Below are 25679 nucleotides of genomic sequence, written 5' to 3' on the forward strand. Positions count from 1 at the left end.
GAAAGATGCTAAAATAATTGTAAATACTGTTTAGTAACAAATGGGGGGGGTCAAGATGAGTAAAAATAAGCCAACATATGGGAGCAAATTTCCTGATCTAGCGTTGCTTGATACGGAACAAGAACGGCAAAAATACGAAGAAGAAGTTAAGGAATTATCAAAACAAGAACAAAAGCGATTTAGTTATATTTCACCAGTACAGAATAATGATTTTTCGCAACGACGAATGTTTTGAGATAGTCCGTTAGAACGAGTCGGTCGTAGTTTTATTATTCTTGGCCAATTATTAGTAATTATTTTGGCTTATTTTATTGGTCAAAAAGTGATTTTAGTTGCTTTTGCTAACTTTGTTGATCCGAATATTAAAGTTTTTGCTAATATTTATGTGAAAGACCTTTTAAGTTATGGTTTTTTATTTATTACATTATTTTTTAGTTTATTATATTTTATTCCAATGGGAATGGCACGAACAGCGGGGGCGGTTTATGGTTGAGCAATTGCCTATATTATGTTAGGAATTTTATATTTTTTACTTGTTGAAATTTTATGTGCTGCTTTATTAATTTTAGGTAGTATTAAAGCAAATACAACGGAACCAATTAGTCAGTGATTATTAATATTTATTGTTTTAGTTTTAGTAATTACTTCACTATGAATTATTGGGGCATGTTTATTAATAGTTAAATCAGATGATATCAAACGAAGAATAAATTTAGAAGTTTAAGGAGTAAAGAGAAATGATGACACTTACAGAAAGATTAGAAGAATTAACAAAGCAATTACAGCAAAATGTTTATGAAAAGCAAGAAATTTTTAATTTAGCAATGTTAGCAATGCTAAGCGGAGAATCTATTTTTCTTTTAGGAAAACCAGGAATTGCAAAATCATTAGTTTCACGGCGCTTAAAACATGCTTTTAAAAATGGAACCATTTTTGAATATTTAATGAACCGTTTTTCAACTCCTGAGGAAATTTTTGGTCCAATTTCAATTGAAGATTTGCAAAGAGGTGTTTATAAGCGATTAATTGATAGATATTTACCAACGGCAGAAATTGTTTTTTTAGATGAAATTTGAAAAGCTGGACCTTCAATTCAGAATACATTATTAACAATTATTAATGAAAAGATTTTTCGTAATGCCGGGATTGATGTTAAAGTCCCAATGAAATTATTGATTTCTGCTTCGAATGAATTACCTGCCGAAGGCCAAGGTTTAGAAGCACTATATGACCGTTTTATTATTCGCTATATTGGCCATGGTTTAAAAGATGAAATAAATTTTAATGATATGATTGCGGGAGTAACAGAATTAGATGTGATAGTTGATGAAGCTTTACAAATTACACATGAAGAATATGATGTTTGACGAAAAGAAGTTAATAAAATTAAAATAACCCAATCAACATTTGATTTTATTGCCCGATTTCGAAAAGCAATGTATCTTGCAACGGATGGGGAATATTATATTTCTGATCGTCGTTGAAAAAAGATTGTGCACTTAATGAAAGCATCAGCTTTTTATAATGGTCGTGATACAGTTGATAAAGCTGATTGATTAGTTATTCCATATTGTATTTGAGATGATGAGGAACAAGAAGAAGAATATAATGCTATTTTTAATGAATTTTATTTAGATGCGCTAACGCATGATGTTCGTGAAAAAAAGAATCTTTTAAGTAAAGAATTAGAAGAGTTATCAGCCCAATATGAAGATATTCAAGAAGTAAATAGTCATAAAAGTGAATATTTAGATGTTTTTGATGGAAAATTGCAGGGAACTTTTCACCGTATTCTTTGGAAAAATCATGACTATCCAATTTGTTTTCTTCGCGTTGAAGATTTAAATGATGCGCGTCATAATAAAAGTCAACTAACATCAGTTGAATTATATTATGGAGAAGACTTAGATAATATGAGTGACGTGTTGCAAACTGAAATTAGTTATGTCAATGATAGTACTTTTAAAATTATTAAAACAAATGAAGAAATTAGAGTAGAAATTAAAAATTCAAAAGTAGAAGATAATAACTCAAAACTTGAAAAAAGAATTCTAGCAGTTGAACACGAAATTGATAGTTTAGCAACTGCTTTTCCGGATGAAAAAGAACGTTTATTAGGACTAAATTGTATCTTTTTTAAAGATCGTTTTGTGCTTGCCGTTAATAATGCTTTTAATGACAATAAATTAAATTTCAACGAGGATATTGCTGAGCCTAATTTTCCTGGTAAAGATAACATAGAATCTAATTCGACAGGTTTATTAAATTTAGTTAAGAATTAATTTATAACATAAAGGAGCATTCATTATGAATCCATATTTAGAGCAAAAAGCAGGAGCTAAATTAGCGGAAAAATTGGCAGAATTAAAAAAGACAGATTTAGCTAGTCCAAATTTTGCTCTGATAAAAAAATCAAATCGATGATTAAGCGAAGTATTTGATCAAGAAATTAATAGTTTTTATGATGAAAAAATTGAATATGAAATTGCGAAAATTAAGTTAAGTCCAAATATTGAAAAGGAAATTTATTTATTTCATTGAATTAAGGTCAATGGGTATGAAGGGTTGAAAAAGAATTATACTTCAACACAGGATTTTTTATTTAAAGTTAATTCACCATTTTATGATCGCTTAAATTATTATCGTTATGAATTTAATAAAAATAATAATAACCCTAATATGTTATTTCGTGATTTTGTTGGAATTTGAGAGTCTATCTTAATTAAAAGAATTAATGAATATCGTTTTGTCAAAATTGAAGAACTACGTAGTAAATTCAGGCAGGATTTATATAATAAAATTGAAATTTATAATAACGCAAATAGTTTATTAAAAACAGTATGAAATTTTTTTGGAAAAATGTGAGATCCTGTTGAACTATTAAAACCAGGTGTTGATATGCGGGCAATCGATAAGTTTGCTAAATTTTTAGAGACTAATCCAGCTATTATGCAAATTGCAACTTTATTAGGGCGCTATCAAGGGGAAAGTAATTTAATTGAGCAACGGATTTTAGAAGAAATAGTGATGGATTTTGAATGAAAACCAGTTGGCTCTTCACCAGAAGAGATTATTGGAGCGACGGAATCAAAAGATTTAGAGCATATGTTTCCAGCAGAATTAGTTTTATTACGAGATCCAATTCTAAAATATATTTTTTATAAGAAATATATTGAGGGAAAATTAACAACATTTGAATTTTTGTCACAAGATAAAGTTCCTAAAGAACAAATTAAATTAACGACAATAGAATCATATGTTCCTGAAGAAAAAGGACCAATTGTGCTATCAATTGACACCTCTTCTTCAATGCGGGGTAGCCCCGAACAAATTGCCAAGGCTTTAGCCCTGGCGATTGCTAAAATTGCTTTAGCAGAGCATCGCCCTTGTTATATGATTAATTTTTCTAAAAGTTTAGATGTTTATAATTTATCCGATCTGAAAAATTCTGTTTCGAAGTTAATTGAGTTTTTGTCAAAGAGTTTTGCTGGGGATACGGATGTTGAGCCAGCTTTGCAACATACTTTAACAATAATGGACAGTAATGAATATTTTAATGCTGATTTATTATTAATTAGTGATTTTATGACTTCGGATTTATCACCAGATATTATTGAGAAAATTAAGTTATTAAGAAAACGCCGTAATCGTTTTCATGCTATTGTGATTGGAACAATGGGATCGGAACAAGTGGAAACAGTTTTTGATAATGCATGAATTTATGATCCGCGTGATCCCTTTGCTTCTGAACGAATTATTGCTTCCTTAACAGGTACAGTTGGTAAAAAATATGATAAAATTCCCGCGGCAAAAGATATTTTAGATAAAATAAAAACAGAGCAGGAGGTTAATAAAAATCTTAAGTAAAACGACTTTTGCTTATTTAGTTGAAAATCAGAAAAAATTAGATTATCACATTTCAACAAAATTTAAATTAAAGGATGAAGAAACATTAGATAAACGTATTTTGGCTTTTTTAGTAGAATTAGCAGAATTTATTAATGAACAACGGGATTTTAAATATTGAAGTGTCAAACCAGCTTCAGAACAAGACATTTTACTAGAAGAATATATTGATGGTATTCATTTTCTAATTAGTATTGGAAGTAGTCTCCAAGTTGATTTTAATAAATATTATTATCAAAATAAATATTATGCAAAAGACATTAGTCTAAGCAAACTTTATTTAGAATGTTTTGCTGTTTGTACAAAATTAATTAAAAAACAAACAATTAAAAATTATTTTCATGTGTTAACGCAATATTTGATTATTGCGGAACAGTTAAATTTTACGGAGGCTGCTTTAGTTACGGCTTATAATAAGAAAAACAAGATAAACTTTACTCGTCAGGAAAATAATTATTAAAAAATGTTTTATAAATACTTATAAAACATTTTTTAATCTGTATCAAGGCTACTTTTTCGGTTTTCTTTAAATTCTTCTAATGTTTTAATAAAAATTGCTGCGGTTGGACAAACCATTTGTCCCTCAACTAATTCTTTATCATTTGGTATTGTATTGGCAAAACCATCATCATCCATAAAAAATGTTTCAGTCTCATCAATCATAATACAACTTCCGCAAGAAATACACAAATCAGTGTTAACATATGTTCTTTTTTTTGAAATATCACGGTCCGCCATCAATATCCCTCCATTATTCTATTTATTATTATAATAATAACAAAAATTTTAATAATAATATATAATTTTAATGTAGTTTGAAAAAGTTGGAGGATTGCAATGGAAACTAGAATGGAAAAATTTGCTCAGCTACGGGAAATGATTAAAAAGGAAATTGAATTAGATCAGGAAATTAATCAGGCAAATCAAGTAATTAATAGTTATATGACAAAATTAAATGTGATTGATGTTACTTTTTTTAATAATGTTAAATTAAATTTTGAACAAGAATTTAGTTGAGAAAAAGTATATTTAGATAAAAATCCAGATGAGCAACCATATCCATCTGATTTCAAATATGATTTACAACAATTATTAGAACAAGTTGTTAGTACAGCAAAAACAACGACACAAGTTAATTCTAAAAACGACCAAGATGCTGGTGATATTATGCATAATATTTTAATTGCTGAAACATTGTTAAATAAACCAACTTATCAAAAATATCAGAAAATTTTAGAAAGTATCTTAGCGGAAAAAATTACTTATCATCGTTTAAGTGATAAAATTCAAGCAGAAAATAGTAATTTCAAAATTAATTCAGCCAACATTGAATTTGGAACAATTGCTCATATGCGGAAAAAGGACAAACGTAGTACAGCAGAGATGTTAAAAGAATCAAGTATTTTATTAGAAGAAAAACACAATAGTGTCCTTATTGTTTATCGCAAAGTGAAATTACATTATAAAATGTTATTGTTGACAATGCTTTTCCTTATTGTTTTATTAGGTATTTGTTTAGCGTTAATCTTTGGATTATAGAAATTGGGAGAAGATGATGAAATTAAATATAGCTATTGATGGCCCCGCTGGTAGTGGTAAATCGTCTACTGGTTATGAATTGGCCAAAAAATTAAATTATCAATTTATTGATACAGGATTAACTTATCGGGCTTTTACTTATTTTTGTGCCAAAGCAGAGGTTGATTTTACTAATCAGCAGCAGTTGCAGAATCAATTAGCAAATTTTAATTATCAAGTGCAAAATAATAAAGTTTTTGTTAATAATGAAGATGTTACAATGATGTTGCAAACAAATTTAGTTCTTGATAATATTAATAAAATTACGGGCCATGATTTTATTAGAAGAGCAATGGTCGCTTTGCAACGACAATTAGTTATTAAGAAAGAAAATGTTGTTGTTGGGCGGGATATTACAACAGTTGTTTTGCCTGAGGCAGAAATAAAGATTTTTTTAACAGCAAGTATTGCTGCTCGGGCTAAACGAAGATGAAGTCAAAATAAGGAGAATCATCTTTCATTAAATAATTTAGCAGAAATTACAGCAAAGTTAACAGAACGTGATCGCATTGATACAACCCGTACCGTGGGACCTTTAAAAATTGCTCCAGATGCAATTATAATTGATAGTAGTACGTTAACTTTTAAACAAACTGTAGCAGAAATTTATCAAAAAGTAATGACTTATAAGAAAGCAGGGAAAAAATAAATGGCGCAAAAAGGAACCGTAGCAATTGTAGGGCGGCCAAACGTTGGGAAATCAACATTATTTAATCGTATTATTAAAAATCGTCTTGCTATTGTTGAAGACACTCCTGGTGTTACACGGGATCGAATTTATGCTTTTTCAGAATGATTAACACGTGAATTTTTAATGATTGATACTGGGGGGATAACTTTAGATAGTGAAGCAATGTTTGCCCAAGAAATTAAAATGCAAGCCGAAATTGCCATTGCTGAAGCGGATGTTATTATTTTTGTTTTATCATATAAAGAAGGGATCACGCCCGATGATGAAATGATTGCAAAAATATTATATCGTGCTAAAAAACCAATTTTATTAGTTATTAATAAGTATGATAAACAAGAAAAAGAAAGTGGATTATATGAATATATGACTTTAGGATTCGGCGAACCAGTTGCTGTTTCTGCAACGCATGGGATTGGGATTGGTGACCTCCTAGACCAAGTTATTTCATATTTAAATCAAATCCCAGTTCATCCAAAAACTGAGGGTATTCATTTTTCTTTAATTGGTAAACCAAATGTTGGGAAATCATCATTAACAAATGCAATTTTAGGAGAAGAACGAGTGATTGTTTCGCCAATTGCCGGAACAACAACTGATTCAATTGATACAACTTTTAAACGAAATGAGCACCTTTACACAGTCATTGATACGGCTGGAATTAGGCGAAAAGGGAAAATTTATGAAAAATTAGAAAAATATAGTGTTCTTCGAGCTGTTAGCGCGATTGAACGAAGTGACCTTGTTTTATTAATTATTGATGGGACAATGCCAATTTCTGATCAAGATACTAATATTGCCGGAATTGCTTTTGAACAAAATAAACCAATCATTTTAGTGGTTAATAAATGAGATGCCGTAGCGGAAAAAGATGATCGTTCAATGCAAACAATTGAGAAAAAAATTCGCGGTTATTTTAAATACTTAAATTATGCAAAAATGGTTTTTGTTTCAGCATTGGAAAAGAAGCGATTACATATTTTATTTCAAGCGATTGACGAGGTTTATAGTGGTTTAACCCAACGAGTAAAAACTAGTATTTTAAATGAGATTTTAGTTAAAGCTCAATTATTAAATCCTCCGCCAGATTTTAATGGAGGTCGATTAAAAATTTATTATGCTACTCAACCTGAAAGTTTAACTCCAACTTTTATTATGTTTTGTAATAGTCCTAAGTATATTCACTTTTCTTATAAAAGATTTCTTGAAAATCAAATTCGGGAACATTTTGGATTTGAGGGTGTACCAATTAAAATATTATTTAGAGAAAGAAAGTAATGAGGTAAATTATGATGAAAAGAGAACAAAAGAATATTACTATTATTGGAACCGGAGCTTATGGAACTGTTTTAGCTAATGTTTTAACAGATAATGATCATAATGTAATAATGTATGGGATTGATAGTAATGAAGTTAATGATATTAATAATGAACATTTAAATAGTCATTTTTTTGGGGATTTAAAAATTAATAAAGAAATTAAGGCAACAACTAATTTTAATGAAGCGCTAGAAGATGCGGAATACATTATTTTGGGGATTCCAGTTGTTGCAATTAAATCAGTTATTGAAAAGATTAATAAAACACTATCAAAGCCAGTTGTTATTATTAATGTTGCAAAAGGATTAGACCCAGAAACACACGAAGTATTGTCCCAATCAATTGTTAAATTAATTGATAATAAAATTTTGAAAGCATATGCTGGAATTTATGGACCAAGTATTGCTCAAGAAGTTTTGCAAAGAAAACCAACTTGCATTATGTCAGTTTCAAATGATATTAGAATTGCTCAAGAAGTTCGAAATTTATTTAATAATGAATATTTTGTTACTTTTGCTAACACAGATGTTGTTGGTGCAGAATATGCTGTGGCTTTGAAAAATGCTGTTGCAATTGCATCTGGAATTTTTAATGGTCTTTATGCCTCAGATAATGCTAAAGCATCATTAATTACGATGGGGTTAAATGAAATTCAACTTTTTGCAAAAACACAAGGAGCGCAGATTGAAACGTTTTTAAACTTTGCGGGTTTAGCGGACTTAATATTAACGGCAACATCAAGTAAATCTCGGAATTTTTCGCTTGGATTTGAAATCGCCCAAGCAGATGATGCTAAAAAGATTTTAGCAAGTCATGCTAAAACAGTTGAAGGAGTTTTAACTTGCAAAACAATTGTTTGTGCGGCACGAGCTAATAATATTGTGCTTCCATTATTTGAAGCGTTATATGATATTTTGTATAATAATAAACGCCCAAGTACGATTATTAATAGTGTTTTCACAAAAGCAATATTGGCCTAGAAAAAGTGTTCATTTTATGATATAATTAGATTACAAAATTATATGGTAATATTTATTAAAGAAGGGGCATAAAATGAGTTTACAACATTCTTGGACTAATAATGGTTTAGAAAATAAACCGGAAAATAATCAGCAACAAGGTTTTTCTAATCAAGGAAATAATTTTAATGTTTCGCCACAACAATATCAACAACAGGGCGGACAAAATCCAATGTCACAACAACAAGGAATTATGCAACAACCACCACAGAGTATTATACCACAACAATATGCGCAGGCACAGCAGGCAGGGGTGCCACAACAGTATCAGCAAAATGTTGGACCACAACAATATCAACAGCAGGGACCGTCAGCACCGCAACAATATCTGCAACAACAGGGCGGACAAAATCCGATGCCACAGCAATATCCGGCAGTAAATAGACCACAACAATATCAGAATCAAGGAGCATCAGCACCGCAACAATATGTGCAGTCGCAACAACAACAAATGATGAATCAACAACGTTCTAATTTTCAACCCCAAAATTCACAAGGGATAAATCAAACACCTGGTTATTTGCAACAACCATCTGTTGCAACAACACAGGCACAATCACTAGCGGATCGAATTGCTAATTTGCAAAGTGGGAGTTTAAGTCAAAATGAAAATTATAATAATTCAAAAAATATTAGAGCAGCAGATTTATTAAATGCTTCAATTGATCCAAATATTAAAGTTGGACTTGGCAAAAATATGAATATTGCGGCAGGTTTACAATCCGATTTGTTTGAAAATAATTCGCAAAGAAATTATAAAAAAAATCATAAATTAAAAGCGGGAAATCAAATAGATGAATTACAATGTCGTTGTAAAAATTGCATAAAGAAATCACGTCCTTGGTTAACAGTCTTAATTAGTGTCCTAATAATGTTAGCAATTTTGGGTGGTAGTGCTGGAGCTATTTATGGTTTCCGTGTTCAAATTGGAGATTGATTATTAAAAACAACTGAACAAGAAAAACAAGTACGCACAGGTTTAGATAAAAGTAATAAAAAATTAGTATCACCTAATACATTGATTTCACCAAATGCTTATTATTTAAATTCATAAGCCATATTATTAAATATGGTTTTTTCTTTTATAATATAATTATAAGTTTTTATTAGAAAGTAGGGAATTATGACGAATATTAAATTAATTGCATTAGATATGGATCGGACAGCTTGTCCATTTCACCAAGGGTTGCAAGAAGAAAATATTGATCCAATTATTAAAGCACAAGAAATGGGAGTTCGTGTTATTTTTGCAACAGGACGTCCTATTTTAACATCTTTGCCGGAAGCTTTAAAAGTAAAAATGGATCATTTTCAACAATACTTTATTGGATTTAATGGAGTGTAAATTGTAAATGCCAAACCATAAAAAGTTAATTATCAATTTAGTTAACTTTTTTAATTTAGTTTTAAGGAGTTGAAATTATGCAAACAAAACAATATTTTATTTTGTGGTCGTTAGTGAAAAAGTATGGTAAAGATAATGTTATTAATACTGTTAATAAAATTGCAAAGGATATTGAAATTAAAAAGTAAAAGAATAAATTATTCCGCGTAATTTATTAGCGGGTAATTTATTCAATAATGTTTTTTAAGTGGAGCAAAGCGACAACGAGCGGAGCGAGTTTGCAAATTTCAATTTTTTAATTTATTGAAAGGAGATATATTATGCCAGTTTGATTAACGACGATATTTAGTGTTGTTATTATATTAGGTATTTTTGCGTGAATTGGTTTATCAATTTATCAAAAAATTCGCCAAATTCGAGGTAAGAAAAAAGATAAAAAAGAAATTGAAAACAAGGAGGATAAAAAATAATGTTAGGGATGTATTTAACAACAGCGGTTAATTTTTTAGCTGCAGATACTCCTACTATTTCAGATGGAATGGGTTCTATTTGAAGTGGATTAGGACAAGCAATGATGAAAGTTAAAGAAGCAATTTATGCTGTATTACCACAATTAATGACCTTTTTAGGTGATGCGTGAATTATTTTAATTCCATTTGGTATTTTTGTTATTGTTAAGATATTAAACTTTTTCCGTGTTATGGTTAAAGGATTTTAGTAGTAAAAAAAACTAAGGCACACTAGTTTATTCATATTTTATTAATTTATTTTATATAACTATTATTTTAAACTTAATAGTATTTTTCAGTGTGCTAATTTTTATTATTTTATATATTTAACAATGTTTATTAACAATGTTTATTACAATATATAAACATTATTAAACATTAGATATAACAATGTTTATTTAACAATAGATAAGCAATATTCTAACAATATTTATAACATTGTTAATTAGAAACAATGTTTATTAAGGAGTTGATAAAATTGAGTAATTTTGTTAAGAAAAATCAGAATATAGAAAATTATTTTATTAGCAGGAATTCCTCCCTTTTAAGACAGATAAAGCAAGTTTTATAAATTTACCTAATCATAATCGCCATATTGGTTTTTGACTGAGTAATAAGTTTATTTATCCGAGTGAAAAACATTCAGAACAAGTAGCAATCGGTTTGATTTATGATAATTCTTATCCTATTGTAAAATATAATGAAAATTTAAAACGTTGTGTGTGAAAATATTTAACTGGAACAGAATTGATTAATTTGTATAATCAATATAAACAAAATTATTTTAACAGTATGCACAAAGCATTATTTTTAAATGAACCTAAAAAAGTAAAAGCAAATAATAATAATAATTTAACAAATTGAAGTGTTAAAAAAGAGCAAGAATTAATTAATGATTTAGAAAGTTTAAATTAAATGAGTTTATATAATTATTGAGTTCAATTTGTTAGTTATATTATTGGTTTAAATGCCCCTGAATTTTTATATGTTATATCGTTTGTATTATTTATCGTTTTATTTTTTGGGATGTTTTTTAAACTTATTCAAAAAATGTGGAGTTTTTAAAAATGCAAAATGATTGAGAAAAATTAAAAGAGTTTTTTATTCATGTCTTTTTGTTTATAAATAAAACAAATGTTGAAAGTATTACAACTTGGACTTTGACACAGAATGAATATTTAACTTTGATGGTTGGTGTTTGAATTGTAATTTTATTTTTAACTTGGTTTTTATTATGAATGGTTTTTAAAATAGTTAGTTGTTTTAAATAATTAAATTTTGTTATTATTATGGTTTTCTCTCTCCACAAACTTTTATATAAATGTTGATATTATTTTTTTGATTATTATTCCTGCTCCTATTAAAACTGAAATAATAATAAATCAAATAAATGATAGGTTATTAATTCCTACTGTATTGAATAATCATATTATTTTATCTAATATGAATAATTCTTTTCAGAAAGGATTAAAATCTAAAAATAATAATATATAGGGCATTATGTATTTTTATCACTCTTCTTTTTGATTTGTGGGGAGAGAAAACCATAATAATACTAGTTTAATTATAAATAACTATTGGAGGTAAAATGAAAAAGTTTATATTTTTTTTAAAAAATTATTGTTATATTAGTGGTTCAATGATTTTGTTTAGTTTAATTGATTTATTACTTTGGATAATCTCATTAAATTATACTGGTTTAGTATTCTGATTATTGTTTGCTTTGCAATGCGTTTATTTTGTGTGATGAGTATGAAAAAATATATTTTATCAATTAAATGCTTTTCGGTTAGTAAATTTTGTTTGAGATAATCCGTTATCGGTAATTATTGGCAAGTTAGGAACTGGTAAAACATTACTTTTAACTTATTTATCACAAACTATGAAATTATTAACAGATAAAATTTATAGTAATTATCCGTTAGAAGATGAGAAAGTTAAAGTTTTGACATTTAAAAATTTAGATTTTACAGATAGAACAAAACCAGTTCCCCCAGATGATAGTGTTATTTTATTTGATGAGAGTTATTTATATATTGACGGAACTAGTCCTCACGATGAGAAAAAAGTCCACAGTGGTAAAATTCCGTGAATTGTTTTAGCAAGACATTTTGGTAATCGTGCTTTGTTTACAGCACAGCGTGAGGGTATGATCTGAAATAATATCCGACAATTAGCAAGTGGTATTATTATTCCAATTTCACTTAAAAAACCGATTGCTAAAAAAGGATTTAATTTTTTTAATCGTTTCTTTATTATGCGAATTGGTATTTTTCAAGATATTACGGATTATGAAATTTGAAAAACAAAATCAGTAGAAAGAACAGCAGAAGGTAAACGAGCAAAACATAAGTCAGATGTTGGTTTAGGAATTCGGTTTTTTAAAATAATTATTCCGTTAGAATTTGCACAGAAATATGATAGTCAATGATTAAAGTTTGTTCGTGATTTAAAAAATGATGAAATAGTTAATTATAAGGAATATTATTGGTCAGAAATTACTAAATTGAGTGTTAAAGAGCGTTTAGAAATGTTTGATATTGATATTTTGAAAAAGAATTTAAAACCTAAAAAAGAAAAAGGAAGTGGTAAAAATGATTAATTTGTTGTCAGAAAGTAGTAATTGAGATAAGATTTTTAGTTTTATTTTTGATGTTTTTTTGTTTATTTTTGATGTAATTTGAAATACTAAATTACCAATGACAAATACAACAATTGCTTATTTTATTATTTTTTTTATGGTTGTTAAGTTATCGATTTATGCAATTCACGGCACAAGAACTCAGTACAACGAATTAGGTTCAACAGTGCAAAGTGGTGTATCAAATATTTATTCGGCGACTGCTCGTGGTGTTTCAGATACTAAAAAAGGTATGCAAAAACATATTAAAGAGCGTAAACAGTTTAAAATTAATCGCAATAAACAACAATTATCAAGTTTAGTAAAACAAACAAAAACAAGAGAACAAGGATATCGGAGAGTGCATAAATAATGATTAGATTAGTTTTATTGGTTGCTGCAATTGCTATATTTGGTACTGGTTTTATTACTGTAATTATTAATCAATTAACATCAGCAAAAAATATCATTATGGATTTATATAACTCAGATACTTTTTTACTTTCTTTATTTGGTAAAATGGCAATTTTATTTAGTCATCCGTTAATGTTAACAATATCAAGTTTATATATTGTTGGATTTATTGTTTCAAAAACATTGTATAGTTAGGAGTTGAATTTATGAAAAAATTATTTTCTTTATTTTCAATAGGACTTTTAGGACTTTTAGGTTTAATTATTCCTTTTATTACTTTAACAGCATTTAAACCGTTAAATCAACAAAATTATACTGTTAATCAACAAACAACAGGAATGAATGAAACTGATTTTATTAATACAATGTTTTTACGCAGTAGTTTTTTTGAAAATTGGTCAGAAACAAATTACTTTATTAACCCTACTTTAAAAACATCAAAATCATTAACTTATAATGATAAATGATATTTAGATTTTTTAAAGGATAGTTATTCAACGGGAATTTCTTTTGATAAATTTAGTGATGAGTTTATGGACTTATATAAAAATTGAGATAATTATGTTAAGCAATATAATATTGATAAGTTTTATGCTGTGGATAAAAAACAATTTTTAAAAGAATTAACTAATTTTTCTTATTCTTTTGCTAAGTATTTTAATACTGTTGAAATAATTAATAAATTAGAAAAAAGTATTGACAATTTGCAACAAGTTAATTTAAAATTTCAGAATTGAAAATGATATTCAGGAGATGAATTGAACCATGGACCAACTAATAAATGATATATATTAATATCTAAATCAACTAATTCAACTGATGCAGTATATGCAATAGATTTAATTCATTTTACAACAAGTACAAGTATTAAACCAAAATATCCACTTTTAAAGTCAATATACAGATGAGAAAATACAAGTATTCCAACTGATAAACAAGTTCCTGAAATAGATAATCAAGGTAATCTTCTTTTTTATACTGATAATGATTATCAAAAGGTTCGCTCTTTTTTATTAAAATATATTGATGTTATTGTGCAAGAAAACATTAGAGTGCAACAAGGTGGTAATCCTGATTATGATGATCCAAATTTAGGTAGTCAAAGAATAATCTTTGATTTTGAAATTGTTAATAACATGGAAAAATTAGATTGAAAACCCGAAGTTATTTTAACTAGAAAATCAATTTATCGAATGATTTTAACGATTGATGAACAAAAAAATATTGTTGCTGGTAGTTTAGAATTAACACATCTTAAACAATATTGGGATGGTAATAATGCAAATAGTTATCGGTATACTGGTGATTTAGGTTTTTTGTTTACTTTTATGAAAGAAAAAGATAGTATCTTTAATTTTAGTTCTGAAACATATAATTATAATCAAGGTAATACTCCTAATATTGGTAAAGATATTTTTGAACAGATGAAAGGCCAAATTGATATTAATAAGTTTTTAAAAGCATTTTTTGTACACGCTTTGGTGCCTGTATTTCAAAATCGTAGTAATTTTATTGAAAGCGGTTATATTGATAATTTACAATATGATACTGTTTTAATTAACTTTTTTGGTTTAAAATTAGTTAATTTTAGAGATGTTTTAATTGATGAAAAAAATACTAATAAAAATAAATTTGAAAAACTATTAAATAGTATGTTTACTATTTCGCAAAACTTTTATAAAGATTATTTACGAACCATTTTTGATTTAGAAAATAACACTTATGTACAAGGATATAACAAAAAATATGGTTTGTTAGCTAATAATGGTTTTAAAATTTATCCACGTTACTTTTATTTTTCTGATAAATACAATCAATTAGATATTAAATTATATTCGGCATTTAAAAATCGGTTTTATAATACAAATTATGGTAATGTATTTAATTATGATTTTTCAGTTGCAAATGATTATAATATTAATCAAAATGAGGGTTATATTTTTGAAGGTGCTTTAAAAGATAAATATGGTTTAAAATACAAGAAAATTGAAGAACAAAAAAGCGGTTATAATGTTTTTGAATTACAAGCACAAAAAGAGAATGATATGTATCGCTATTATGATTTTAATTTTGGTATTTATAACTGACAAGAGATTAATAATGGTGGATTATTTCCTGATGGGCAATGATGACAAGCACAATATGAAAGTTGTAGTTGATATAATTTAGCGTGTCATATTCGAAATGCTGCAATTTGAATTGTAAATAATATTCCAGGTGTTAAACAAGTGAATGTGTTAGCAAGTGGTGTTGGGAAAAGTTTTCAAACAATATATAGTTTTTTTAGTCAAACATTTGAGGTCTGAAAATTTAGTCCAGCATTATATAACACAATAACAAATATATTTTTATTAATTATCTTTATGAAATTTGTGCGATTAATATAAAAAGGACTTGTTAGTCCTTTTTATTCTTTTCAATTTGATATTTTACCTGTTTTATTATCAATTATTGGTAGAGATGGTTTATTTAGTTCTTCTCATCTGTATATTGACTTTAAAAGTGGATATTTTGGTTTAATACTTGTACTTGTTGTAAAATGAATTAAATCTATTGCATATACTGCATCAGTTGAATTAGTTGATTTAGATATTAATATATATCATTTATTAGTTGGTCCATGGTTCAATTCATCTCCTGAATATCATTTTCAATTACTTCCAATTGGTGGTTCTTGTGGTTGTTGTGGATTATTAGGTTTAGGTTTATCCCCTCCCGTGTTTTCATTGTTATTTCGTTTTTGACAACTAATTAATGATGTTGTACATGTTGTTGTTAATCCAATTGCTCCTAAAATACTTAGTCATTTTTTCATATTTTTAACTCCTTACTTAAAATGCTATAATTATTTTAAGTAAATTATAACATATTTTAATATTTTAGGAGGTAAAGTGTGAAAAAATATGAAAGATTAGATATTAATGAAAGAGTAAATTTGGAAAAATTAAAAAATAATGAATTATTTAAAAAGAAAAATGGAACAATTAATATTCGAAAAATTGCTAAGCAAATGAATAGAGATTATAGAACTATTTGGCAAGAATTAAATATGTTTGATAATATTGGTGATTATAATGCTGCAAAAGCACAAAAAATACATAATAAAAACAAAAAACAATGTCGTAAATATTCAATGTTAAATTCACAAGAATTAAGTCATTTTTCTAATGAATATAATAATTTTGGTCGTTCGCCACAAAATATTATTATGTCGTATGAATTACAATATAATGTAAAATTTAGTGTATGTTTTAAAACAATGTATAAATATATTAGATTAGGTTATTTTAATTTATCAAAAAATAATTTGTATTTTAAAAATAAAAAGCGAAAAACTAAAAATGGTGAAAAAAATGATAATCGTGGTGTATTGCTTAATATTAGAGATTATAAGCAATTTTTAAATGATTACGGAGATGATTTAAGTTTTAGTGGAATTTGAGAAATGGATACCCTTGATTGTGGTAATTTTCATTTGTTAGTTTTAGTAAATCGGAAATCTAAAATAGTTTTTTATGATATTTTATTTACTAAAAAAGCAAGTATTGTGTTAATGGTTTTAATGAAAATGATTAGACAAATTGGTATTAATAAATTTAGTTGTATTTTAACAGATAGAGGAAAAGAATTTTATAAATGAAAACTAATAGAAAAATATTTAAAAATAAGAGTTTATTTTTGTGACCCTGGAAAACCAAAACAAAAAGCATTAGTTGAAAGGATAAATAGAGATATAAGGCGTTGGTTTTTACGAAATGAGACTATAATTAATATTCGCAGTAGATTAAAATCTGTTTTAGATATATTAAATACTACAATAAGACCTTGTTTAGGGAATTTTACATCAAAACAATATTTTAAAAAAATATTTGTTCATTAATTAGTTAATGTATATAATAAAAATAATAAAATCTATTAATTATTTTTGTGTTTAACAAATTTTTTTCAGCATTTTAATAATATAATTAGATTTTAGTAAAGGAGAAAAAATATATGTATGATAAAAATAACAAAATTATTGTAAAAATAACAAATATTACTCCCTATGGTGCTTTTTGCCGAGCAAAAAAGGCTGATGGTTTAATCCATATTAGTGAAGTTTCAGATTATTTTGTTAAAGATATTAAAGATTTTTTTGATGTTGGTGATGAAATTGAAGTTGAGGTGCTTGATTTTAATATAGTTAGAAAACATCTTAAATTAAGTTATAAAAATTGTCACCCTGAACTATTAAAAAATGATAATAAAGAAATTCAGGAAATAAAAACAGCATTCCAAAACTTAAATAAAAGACAAAATAAAACAGACAATATTGAAAATATTAGTAAAACAAACGAAAATAAATAAATTAATAAAAATATAAAAAAGTAAAAAATAGTAATAAAACTATTTTTTACTTTTTTACTTTAATTTTGTCGAAAACTCTTGATGAAATAAAAAAATCATCAATATGACAATTTGAAAAATAATTTTGTTTAAGATCATGATTTTGCTTTAAATTTTTTAAACATTAAAATATAATACCGTTGATTGTTGTTTTGGTGTTAAACCTTTATGTTGGTATTTTCATTTTCATAGATTTAAATAATTTTGAATATTAGTGAAACCCAAACCATGATAATGAATTAAGGCTTCTTTAAGACTGGATTGTAATTTACTAATCTTATTTAACTTTCGATAACTAGTATCAGGGTTTGTACTAGTTTTGGTAGAATATAGAGTAGAATTTGTTTGTTTTGCTACTAATAAATATAATGGTTGCATGTCAGAAATAATTATTGATTTTTCTTTAATTAATTGCTTATTCATATTTTCAATAATTCATTGTTTTTGTAATCGTTTGGTATTGGTGGATTGAACAAAAATATTATTATTGCTATCAACTACCATTTGAATACAGCATTTGGTATTAGTTGAAAATGGATCAAGATGAGTTTTTCGTTTATCAAATTTATCTTTAAAATTACCTTTATGGATTTCTTTAATAAAAGTTTCATCAATTTGGATTTGACCATTTAATTTTTTAAATTTTAATTGAGTATTTTCTAATTGTTTTGATTGCATTAATTTTTGACGATTATATCAAGCAGTTTTTGATGTTGTTTTAATAAAACGGGAAATTATTTTACTAGATTGTCCTAATAATGAAATTTGAATTAATAAATTTCACTGTTCATAATTTAAATGACTTCAATAAGTAAAATGATGACGAAAAGCATCAAAACTAGCACGACATTTTTTACATAAATATTTTTGTTTTCCTTCGGGATTATGACCATTTTTAACACAATGATAAGATTTACAATCAGGACATATAATGCCTTTATCTCTAAATTTTTGATCAATTTCATTTAAACGTTTTTGTTTTTTGATTACTTCTGCTTCTTTTTTTATTTTTTCAGCAAATTCTAAAAATTGATCATCTGTAAAACTGTTTTTTAATTCTATAATTATTTTTTCCATCAATTATTTACCTCTATATATTAAAAATATACCTAAAATTAGATATATTCTATAAATATCAAGAGTTTTCGACAAAATTAAAGCTTTTTTATTGTATTTCATGATTAATATGTTAATATAATTATAACTTTTTATGATTTAGTTTTACAGTATACAGAGCTTGTATTTATGATATTAAAACAAATAAGATTGTTCACCAGCAAACTTTATCTGTTTACCAAGTTAACTTCTTATTTAAATTGGCAAAAAAATATCAGAAAAAATTATGATGTTATATTGATGATTTGACAAAAGTTATTGTTAATTATGATCCGATTGCAGATAATAGTCCGGAGTTAACTTTTTTTGAAGGGGAATTCATTCAATATGATAGTCTTACTGAAATTAAGCATAGGGCTTATAAATGTATTGCAATTGATGTCCAAGAAACAGATGATTTTATTATTTTAGCTCGTGCCGAGAACATTGAAATTGCAATTAATGCTAGTTGGACTGCTGAAATAAATGCACCGGGGATAAGCAAATTGGCAGGATTAGAATGAATATCAAAACAATGGGGGATTGCATTATCAGAAATGATGGCAATTGGCGATAGTATGAATGATTATTGAATGATAAAAAATGTTGGTTTAGGGATTGCCATGGGGAATAGTCAAGAACAAATTAAAGCAATTGCAAAAGAAGTTACTAGTAATGCTGAAGCAGGTGGTGTTGCAAAAATGATTGAAAAATATATTTTCAATCATAAAAAATAATTATATAATTGTTAAGGAAAAAGAGGAGAAATATTAAAATGAAAGCTAAACAACCAATTTTATTAGCAATTCTAGATGGATGAGGAATTGCTCCTGACGCAAAAGGGAATGCTGTTACACAAGCCCATATGCAAAATGTTGAAATGTTAAAAGGAAAGTATCCTTGGGTAGCTGCCCATGCCGCCGGAGAGTGAGTTGGCTTACCAGATGGTCAAATGGGAAATTCAGAAGTTGGACATATTCATTTAGGAGCTGGTCGAATTAAATATGAATCATTAACATTGATTAATAAAGCAATTAAAGATGGTACTTTTAATCGTAATCCAGCAATTTTAGCAGGAATTAATTTTGCCAAAAAAAATAATGGTGCTTTTCATATTATGGGATTATTTTCTGATGGGGGAGTTCATTCCCATATTAATCATATTTTTGCCGCGTATCAATTAGCAGCGCAAGAAGGAATTAAAGAAATTTATTTACATTTATTCGGTGATGGTCGTGATACTAAACCAGCATGTATTAAAACATATATTGAACAATTTAATGCACTGCAGGCTAATTTAAAAGTAGGCGCAATTGCCACAATTGGAGGGCGTTATTATGCACTGGATCGTGATAAAAAATATGAACGTGTCCAAGTTGCTTATGATGTTTTAGTTTCTAGAAAAGGCGCAGAGTTTAATGATCCGTTAGAATATATTGATCATGAGTACCAAGCTGGGCGTAATGATGAATTTTTAATGCCAGCGTATAATGTTAATACACCACAAGGTTATATTAAATCAGGTGATGGAGTATTCTTTGCTAATTTTCGCCCTGATCGGGCAATTGCGATTGCTTCGGCTCTAACAAATACCAATTTTCCTGTCAATGAAGCAGAAACTTATTTCTTGCCAAAAATAAGTGATATTTATTTTGTGTCTATGATGGAATATGCGGATACGGTTGGGGCAAAAAATATTGCCTTTCAATCAATTGAAGTTGTTAATGGATTGGGTGAATGATTAAGTAAGAAGGGCTACCGGCAATTGCGAATTGCGGAAACAGAAAAAATTGCCCATGTTACCTTTTTCTTTGATGGTGGAAAAGACTATTTTAAAAATGGTTTAGCAACGCAATCTGAAATTACTTTACCAGGAGCATCAGCAGATTTAATTCCATCGCCAAAAGTGGCAACGTATGATTTAAAACCAGAAATGTCCGCATCGGAAATTACGGATCAATTAATCCTGGAAATTAATCGCAATGAATTTGATGTTATTATTTTAAATTTTGCTAATTGTGATATGGTTGGTCATACTGGAATTTTGCCAGCAGCAATTACGGCAGTAAAAACAATTGATGATTGTCTTGGTAAAATCTATTTAGCAATGGAAAAAGTTAATGGAATTATGATTATTACTGCGGACCATGGTAATGCCGAAATTATGATTGATGAAACGGGTGGCCCTAATAAGAAACATACTTCGCAATTAGTACCAATTATTATTACTAAAAAAGATCTAAAATTACGAAGTGAGAACCCAGCAATTGCTGATATTGCTCCAACTATTTTGGAATTATTAAATGAAGAAATTCCTGCTGAAATGACACAACCATCATTAATTATTAAATAAAAAGATATTAAAAATATCTTTTTTTTGCTAAATAATTCTTAATTTTTAATACGTTTTGCTTAGTTTCAGTATATAATAACAAATAAGATTTAAAGGAGTAGTAAGAATGAATAATAATGAAAATACTTATAATAACTTAAAAAGACCATGATATGAATTAAAACCAACCTTAGTTGATAAAACGGCACCATTTAATTTTAATTTGGTTCGTGTTCGTAATACAGGTTATATTTTTATTGGAACAGCAATTTTTGCCCCATTTTTTATTAGTATCTTAATTTCCTATTTATTTGAACATGATCAATATGCTTTAGTTGGAATGAATTTTCTTAGTTGAATTATTGTTGGGATTGGGGCCTACTTTGTTATTGGGTCAGCACAAAGTCAAATTATGCGTTCTGGTGCAATTGCATTTTATTATTTTTATTTTATTCCAAATTTGGTTGGTTTGTTAATTGGAATTATTGCTAGGCAATTTAAACCATCGGCATCAGCATTAACAACAATTAACTTATTAACTTCTTTAATTGCTGGAATTATAACAATTCTAATTATTTTTAAAACTTCGCCGTTTATTTTTAAAAAAATTAAATTAACATTTAAACAAGATTATAAAAGAGTACTTTTGATTGGTATAATTGCAATTTCAATTGCTTTTCTTATTAATTTTGGGTTTGGTATGTTACAAACATTGATAACCGGAGATGATAAGTCCGATAATCAAACTAATTTAGTTAAGGGTCTTGATAAATGATGAAACATTGTGATTTTATTTATTTATAGTATTTTTGTTGCTCCTATTATTGAAGAATTGGCTTGTCGGCATGGAATTTTTAGCTTAACAGGAAATAAATGAATTGCTTTTGGCTCCGCAACAATTTTCTTTGCGGGGATGCATGTTAATGCAACGGGTGACTGAGAACATATTATTGGTTATTTAGGGGCATCGTTATTTTTAGGAATATTGTTTATTGTCGTTAATGGTAATGTAACTTATAATATTATTACCCATGGGGGTTTAAATTGTATTAGTGCAATTTTAATTATAACTTTACCGCACCTCGCAAATTAGGTGAATAAAAAAAGACCTTGCTGGTCTTTTTTTATTTCTTTAATGTTCGTTGTAAGTGTTCTAAAAATAAGGTAATTTCATTTTGATAGGTAAAACTAATAAAGAACGGGGTTCCACCACCAGTAATTTTGAATTGTTCTTTATTTGTTTGTAAAAAATTATTAAGATTAAATTCCGTTTGATTATTTTTGGTAAAACTAATGAATCCATATTTTAAAGCTGTGTTAATAAAGATAATTAAGGTATTATCATATTCTTGTAAAGATTTATTTAATTTACTACGGACTAATTCAAGCGTTATTTTCTTATCATCAATAATAATTTCTTGGATAGTTAAATTATCATTTATAGGAATTGTTTTAACGGGAAAAGTTGTTTCCGCAATTGCTTGTAATAATAATTTATATTTTTCTTTTGCTATTTCATTTAATTCTTTTTCTAATTTATCAATTTTGATACTTAAATCATTTTTTTCAATTATGGTTGTTGGAACCAAAAAATTAGGAATTACAAAGGTAAAACTGGGGTCATAGTTTGTAATTTTTTTTACACTTTGCTCTAAATTAATTCTTTTTTGGGCAATTCAATTTGTAAAGTATGCTTCGGTTGCTGTTTTATTAGTTGAAAATTGGACTCGGATTTTCTTTTTATCAACTCAACAATCTCAAATTTCAAAAAAATTAATTTCTTTAAGATTATTAACATGGGTTCCCCCGCATAAATCAATTGTTGCTGTTGGAAATTCAACGACGCGAACAATTGGATTATATTTAAAATTGGGATGTGCTATTTTTAGTTTTATTGCTTCGGCAATTGGCATTTGATGTTCAATTTTGGCAATATTATGGTTAATTAAATCAGTGACAATTTTATGCCGAGCTGTTAAAATAATATCTAATCAGTTATCAACTTTATTCATTGCTAAGAAAGCATAGTCAATTTTAATTTGAACGGAATCTGTCATTTCACCATCATTTAAAATATGTTCAATAATGTATGACAAAATATGCTGGGCTGTATGATTTTTAGTAATTGTAATGCGACGTTCTTCGTCAATTTTTTGTTCTAAAACATCATTTCGATTAATTGTTACGCCGTGGGTATCAACAAGATGAAGATATACTTTTTGATAAATTTGTTTATTAAGATCAAAAACAGGGATCTTATGAGTATCTTTCATTAATACGCCAGTATCGGAAATTTGTCCGCCCCCCAGAGCATAGAAAACAGTTTGATCAAAGGCAATAAAGCCAATTCCATTTAATTCCTCAACAAGTTGACCAGCCTCATTAAACAAGGATAAAACAGTTCCCGTGGTTGTCATTTGTTGATAGCCAAGAAACTTTGTCGTGGGAATTATAACTTCATTGTTTTGCTGTTTTAAGGTAGTTCATAATAATTCAATTTGTTCGTTACTCATAATAAATATCCTTTCTTAATATTAATTAAGATTATATGCTATTTTATAAAACAAAAAAAGAATAATTAAAATATTCTTTTATTTTTTATTTAAAATTACTGGAATAATCAAGGGATTACGACGTTTATAACGGTAAATAAATGGTGATAATGATTGTTTGATTGCATTTTTAAGAGCACCAAAGGTTGGTTTCTGTGTTTTTAAAACTTCATTAACTGCTTCTGTTGCTAAGCGAATTGATTCATTAATAATGTTTCCTGATTCTTTAACATAGAAACTACCTCGTGAAATAATACGAGGAGGGGTTAATAATCGATTATTTTGAGAATCAATTGAAATAACAACAGCGATTAAGCCATCTTTTGATAGAATTTCGCGATCACGAACAACAGCAGTTGTTTGACCAGATAAATCTTTTCCATCAACATAAACAGCTTCTGCTTCAATTCGTTTACCAATTGTTCCTGAACCATTTAACAGCTCAATTTGGTCACCATTAGCACAAATAAAAACATTTTCTTTTGGAACATTAACACTACTTGCTGTTTCGCCGTGTTGTCTTAACATACGATAATCACCATGCATTGGCATAAAATATTTTGGTTTTAATAATGTGAATAATAATTTTTGTTCCTCTTGTGAAGCATGACCAGAAGTATGAATCTGATTCAAAGGACTATTTTCTTGGACAATTGCTCCCGCACGAACTAATTTATTAATTACCCGTTCAACATCAGCTTGATTACCCGGAATTGGTGATGATGAGAAAATAACAGTATCACCCGGAATAATTGAAATATGTTGATGCTGATTATTAGCAATTCGTGATAAAGCAGCCATTGCTTCTCCTTGACTTCCGGTACAAATAATTAAAATCTCATGATTTTTATAGTTTTTAGCATCATTAGCTTTAATAAAAGCTTTATCCGAAATTTTTAAATGTCCCATTTGTCGAATAATTTTGATAATACGGTCTAGACTTCGTCCAAAAACTAAGATTTTACGACCATATTTATTAGCAATTTCAACAATATGTTGAATTCGGTGAACATTTGAAGCAAAAGTTGAAATTAAGATTCGACCTTTTGCTTTAACAAACAATTCGCCAATATTTTTAATAATTTTTGTTTCCGTTTGTGTATATCCTTCAACTTCAGCATTTGTACTATCCGCCATTAGTAGCATAATACCTTCTTGCCCCATATTTGCCATTCGTTCAATATCAGAACGATGTCCCAGTGGTGTTCAGTCAAATTTATAATCTCCTGTTGATACTACTTTTCCATTTGGAGTCACAACTGATATTCCAAATGCATCAGGAATACTATGATTAACTGCAAAAAAGTTAATTTTAAAGTTCTTTGTTTTAATAACACTCTTATTGTCAACTTCTTTAACAATAGTTGTTTGTTCTAGTTTTGCTTCTTTTAATCGATCACGAATTAAAGCTGCTGCTAATCGAGGAGCATAAATAATTGGAATTGTTACTTCTCTTAGTAAATAGGGAATACCTCCAATATGATCTTCATGGCCATGAGTAATAAACAATGCCTTTATTTTTCGTTGATTTTCTTTTAAGTAATTGTAATTTGGAATTACAGCATCTACGCCAAGCATTGTTGAACTAGGGAATTTAACTCCAGCATCAAGAATAATTAATTCTTCATTGTGCTCAATACAATATGTATTTTTACCAATTTCTTCTAAACCTCCTAAGGCAAAGACTTTTGTTGGAATTTTATTTTTGATAATTTGTTTTGTTGATAGCAAATCATTTGTTTCTTCATTTGCTATTTTGTTTATATTTATCTCTTTGTTTTCTTCATTCATTGAAATTATCACCTCATAATTCTAAAAATTTATAGTTTTTTCTTTATTAAATTTATTATTTAATATTAATTAAAAAGAAAAAAAGTTAATTTCCTAGTATCCAAAAAATTATAACATAAAGATT

The 25679-nt window shown here is 27.5% G+C and carries 27 protein-coding genes and 1 pseudogene; 23 read left to right on the forward strand and 5 right to left on the reverse strand.

Annotated features, from left to right (window positions below):
* The first annotated feature begins 55 nt into the window (after window positions 1-55).
* The 4 genes from ACQH24_RS01905 (at window position 56) to ACQH24_RS01920 (ending at window position 4366) form a co-directional block, all read left to right on the forward strand.
* Window positions 56-724, forward strand: coding sequence for a hypothetical protein (locus ACQH24_RS01905; RefSeq protein ID WP_425380359.1), 669 nt, complete (start codon window positions 56-58; stop codon window positions 722-724).
* A gap of 13 nt (window positions 725-737) precedes the next feature.
* On the forward strand, window positions 738-2282 hold the full coding sequence (locus ACQH24_RS01910) for an AAA family ATPase (RefSeq protein WP_425380360.1): 1545 nt from the start codon (window positions 738-740) through the stop codon (window positions 2280-2282).
* A 25-nt stretch (window positions 2283-2307) separates the two neighbouring features.
* The gene (locus ACQH24_RS01915) at window positions 2308-3867 is read left to right on the forward strand and encodes a VWA domain-containing protein (protein ID WP_425380361.1); all 1560 of its coding nucleotides are present in this window, start codon (window positions 2308-2310) and stop codon (window positions 3865-3867) included.
* Window positions 3868-3934: 67 nt separating this feature from the next.
* Entirely contained in the window at window positions 3935-4366 is a 432-nt protein-coding gene (locus tag ACQH24_RS01920) for a dUTP diphosphatase (protein ID WP_425380677.1), read from the forward strand.
* A gap of 32 nt (window positions 4367-4398) precedes the next feature.
* Here ACQH24_RS01920 and ACQH24_RS01925 read toward each other — a convergent pair whose 3' ends face one another.
* Window positions 4399-4644 (reverse strand): ferredoxin, encoded by a 246-nt coding sequence (locus ACQH24_RS01925; protein WP_425380362.1) that lies wholly within the window; start codon window positions 4642-4644, stop codon window positions 4399-4401.
* A gap of 99 nt (window positions 4645-4743) precedes the next feature.
* Here ACQH24_RS01925 and ACQH24_RS01930 point away from each other — a divergent pair, with 99 nt between their 5' ends.
* The 14 genes and pseudogenes from ACQH24_RS01930 (at window position 4744) to ACQH24_RS01995 (ending at window position 15786) form a co-directional block, all read left to right on the forward strand.
* Window positions 4744-5445 (forward strand): hypothetical protein, encoded by a 702-nt coding sequence (locus tag ACQH24_RS01930; RefSeq protein ID WP_425380363.1) that lies wholly within the window; start codon window positions 4744-4746, stop codon window positions 5443-5445.
* 16 nt (window positions 5446-5461) lie between these two features.
* Complete coding sequence (cmk, locus tag ACQH24_RS01935; RefSeq protein ID WP_425380364.1) at window positions 5462-6133, forward strand: (d)CMP kinase; 672 nt, start codon at window positions 5462-5464, stop codon at window positions 6131-6133.
* Window positions 6134-7450 carry a ribosome biogenesis GTPase Der gene (gene der, locus ACQH24_RS01940; protein ID WP_425380365.1) on the forward strand — a complete coding sequence of 439 codons (1317 nt, stop codon included), beginning with the start codon at window positions 6134-6136 and terminating at the stop codon, window positions 7448-7450.
* An 11-nt stretch (window positions 7451-7461) separates the two neighbouring features.
* Window positions 7462-8472, forward strand: coding sequence for an NAD(P)H-dependent glycerol-3-phosphate dehydrogenase (locus ACQH24_RS01945; protein WP_425380366.1), 1011 nt, complete (start codon window positions 7462-7464; stop codon window positions 8470-8472).
* 73 nt (window positions 8473-8545) lie between these two features.
* On the forward strand, window positions 8546-9565 hold the full coding sequence (locus ACQH24_RS01950) for a hypothetical protein (protein ID WP_425380367.1): 1020 nt from the start codon (window positions 8546-8548) through the stop codon (window positions 9563-9565).
* Window positions 9566-9634: 69 nt separating this feature from the next.
* Complete coding sequence (locus tag ACQH24_RS01955) at window positions 9635-9856, forward strand: HAD family hydrolase (RefSeq protein ID WP_425380368.1); 222 nt, start codon at window positions 9635-9637, stop codon at window positions 9854-9856.
* A 320-nt stretch (window positions 9857-10176) separates the two neighbouring features.
* Complete coding sequence (locus ACQH24_RS01960; RefSeq protein WP_004027793.1) at window positions 10177-10326, forward strand: hypothetical protein; 150 nt, start codon at window positions 10177-10179, stop codon at window positions 10324-10326.
* Window positions 10326-10574, forward strand: coding sequence for a hypothetical protein (locus tag ACQH24_RS01965; protein WP_425379845.1), 249 nt, complete (start codon window positions 10326-10328; stop codon window positions 10572-10574). Before ACQH24_RS01960 ends, ACQH24_RS01965 begins: the two co-directional genes overlap by 1 nt.
* A gap of 269 nt (window positions 10575-10843) precedes the next feature.
* Window positions 10844-11280, forward strand: a pseudogene (locus tag ACQH24_RS01970) (DUF3627 domain-containing protein).
* A 152-nt stretch (window positions 11281-11432) separates the two neighbouring features.
* Window positions 11433-11636 (forward strand): DUF2649 family protein, encoded by a 204-nt coding sequence (locus ACQH24_RS01975; protein WP_425379843.1) that lies wholly within the window; start codon window positions 11433-11435, stop codon window positions 11634-11636.
* Between the two features lie 317 nt (window positions 11637-11953).
* Window positions 11954-12967: a hypothetical protein gene (locus tag ACQH24_RS01980; protein ID WP_425380369.1), complete on the forward strand. Its 1014-nt coding sequence runs from the start codon at window positions 11954-11956 to the stop codon at window positions 12965-12967.
* Complete coding sequence (locus ACQH24_RS01985) at window positions 12960-13358, forward strand: hypothetical protein (protein ID WP_425379841.1); 399 nt, start codon at window positions 12960-12962, stop codon at window positions 13356-13358. The genes ACQH24_RS01980 and ACQH24_RS01985 overlap by 8 nt, the downstream gene beginning before the upstream one ends.
* Window positions 13358-13594 carry a hypothetical protein gene (locus ACQH24_RS01990; protein ID WP_004027616.1) on the forward strand — a complete coding sequence of 79 codons (237 nt, stop codon included), beginning with the start codon at window positions 13358-13360 and terminating at the stop codon, window positions 13592-13594. The genes ACQH24_RS01985 and ACQH24_RS01990 overlap by 1 nt, the downstream gene beginning before the upstream one ends.
* A gap of 11 nt (window positions 13595-13605) precedes the next feature.
* Window positions 13606-15786: a spiroplasma phage ORF1-like family protein gene (locus ACQH24_RS01995; protein WP_425380370.1), complete on the forward strand. Its 2181-nt coding sequence runs from the start codon at window positions 13606-13608 to the stop codon at window positions 15784-15786.
* Window positions 15787-15806: 20 nt separating this feature from the next.
* Here ACQH24_RS01995 and ACQH24_RS02000 read toward each other — a convergent pair whose 3' ends face one another.
* Window positions 15807-16214 carry a lipoprotein gene (locus ACQH24_RS02000; protein WP_425380371.1) on the reverse strand — a complete coding sequence of 136 codons (408 nt, stop codon included), beginning with the start codon at window positions 16212-16214 and terminating at the stop codon, window positions 15807-15809.
* 78 nt (window positions 16215-16292) lie between these two features.
* Between ACQH24_RS02000 and ACQH24_RS02005 the strand changes: the two genes are divergently transcribed.
* The gene (locus ACQH24_RS02005) at window positions 16293-17279 is read left to right on the forward strand and encodes an IS30 family transposase (protein ID WP_425379839.1); all 987 of its coding nucleotides are present in this window, start codon (window positions 16293-16295) and stop codon (window positions 17277-17279) included.
* A gap of 113 nt (window positions 17280-17392) precedes the next feature.
* Entirely contained in the window at window positions 17393-17746 is a 354-nt protein-coding gene (locus ACQH24_RS02010; RefSeq protein ID WP_425380372.1) for a S1 RNA-binding domain-containing protein, read from the forward strand.
* A 156-nt stretch (window positions 17747-17902) separates the two neighbouring features.
* On the opposite strand, the gene ACQH24_RS02015 is transcribed toward ACQH24_RS02010, so the two are convergent.
* A complete protein-coding gene (locus tag ACQH24_RS02015) occupies window positions 17903-18862 on the reverse strand; it encodes a transposase (RefSeq protein ID WP_425380044.1) in 960 nt (319 codons plus the stop codon).
* A 206-nt stretch (window positions 18863-19068) separates the two neighbouring features.
* On the opposite strand from ACQH24_RS02015, the gene ACQH24_RS02020 reads away from it, so the two are divergent.
* The 3 genes from ACQH24_RS02020 (at window position 19069) to ACQH24_RS02030 (ending at window position 22305) form a co-directional block, all read left to right on the forward strand.
* The gene (locus ACQH24_RS02020) at window positions 19069-19617 is read left to right on the forward strand and encodes an HAD hydrolase family protein (RefSeq protein WP_425380678.1); all 549 of its coding nucleotides are present in this window, start codon (window positions 19069-19071) and stop codon (window positions 19615-19617) included.
* Between the two features lie 38 nt (window positions 19618-19655).
* Entirely contained in the window at window positions 19656-21233 is a 1578-nt protein-coding gene (gene gpmI / locus ACQH24_RS02025) for a 2,3-bisphosphoglycerate-independent phosphoglycerate mutase (RefSeq protein WP_425380373.1), read from the forward strand.
* 106 nt (window positions 21234-21339) lie between these two features.
* Entirely contained in the window at window positions 21340-22305 is a 966-nt protein-coding gene (locus ACQH24_RS02030) for a CPBP family intramembrane glutamic endopeptidase (protein ID WP_425380374.1), read from the forward strand.
* Between the two features lie 31 nt (window positions 22306-22336).
* Here the strand turns inward: ACQH24_RS02030 and ACQH24_RS02035 are convergent, their stop codons facing one another.
* Window positions 22337-23725: an alanine--tRNA ligase-related protein gene (locus ACQH24_RS02035; protein WP_425380375.1), complete on the reverse strand. Its 1389-nt coding sequence runs from the start codon at window positions 23723-23725 to the stop codon at window positions 22337-22339.
* A 78-nt stretch (window positions 23726-23803) separates the two neighbouring features.
* Window positions 23804-25555 carry a ribonuclease J gene (locus tag ACQH24_RS02040; protein ID WP_425380376.1) on the reverse strand — a complete coding sequence of 584 codons (1752 nt, stop codon included), beginning with the start codon at window positions 25553-25555 and terminating at the stop codon, window positions 23804-23806.
* Window positions 25556-25679 lie beyond the last annotated feature (124 nt).

It is taken from the genome of Spiroplasma endosymbiont of Stenodema calcarata (assembly GCF_964031205.1).
In the GTDB taxonomy this organism is placed as follows: domain Bacteria; phylum Bacillota_I; class Bacilli_A; order Mycoplasmatales; family Mycoplasmataceae; genus Spiroplasma.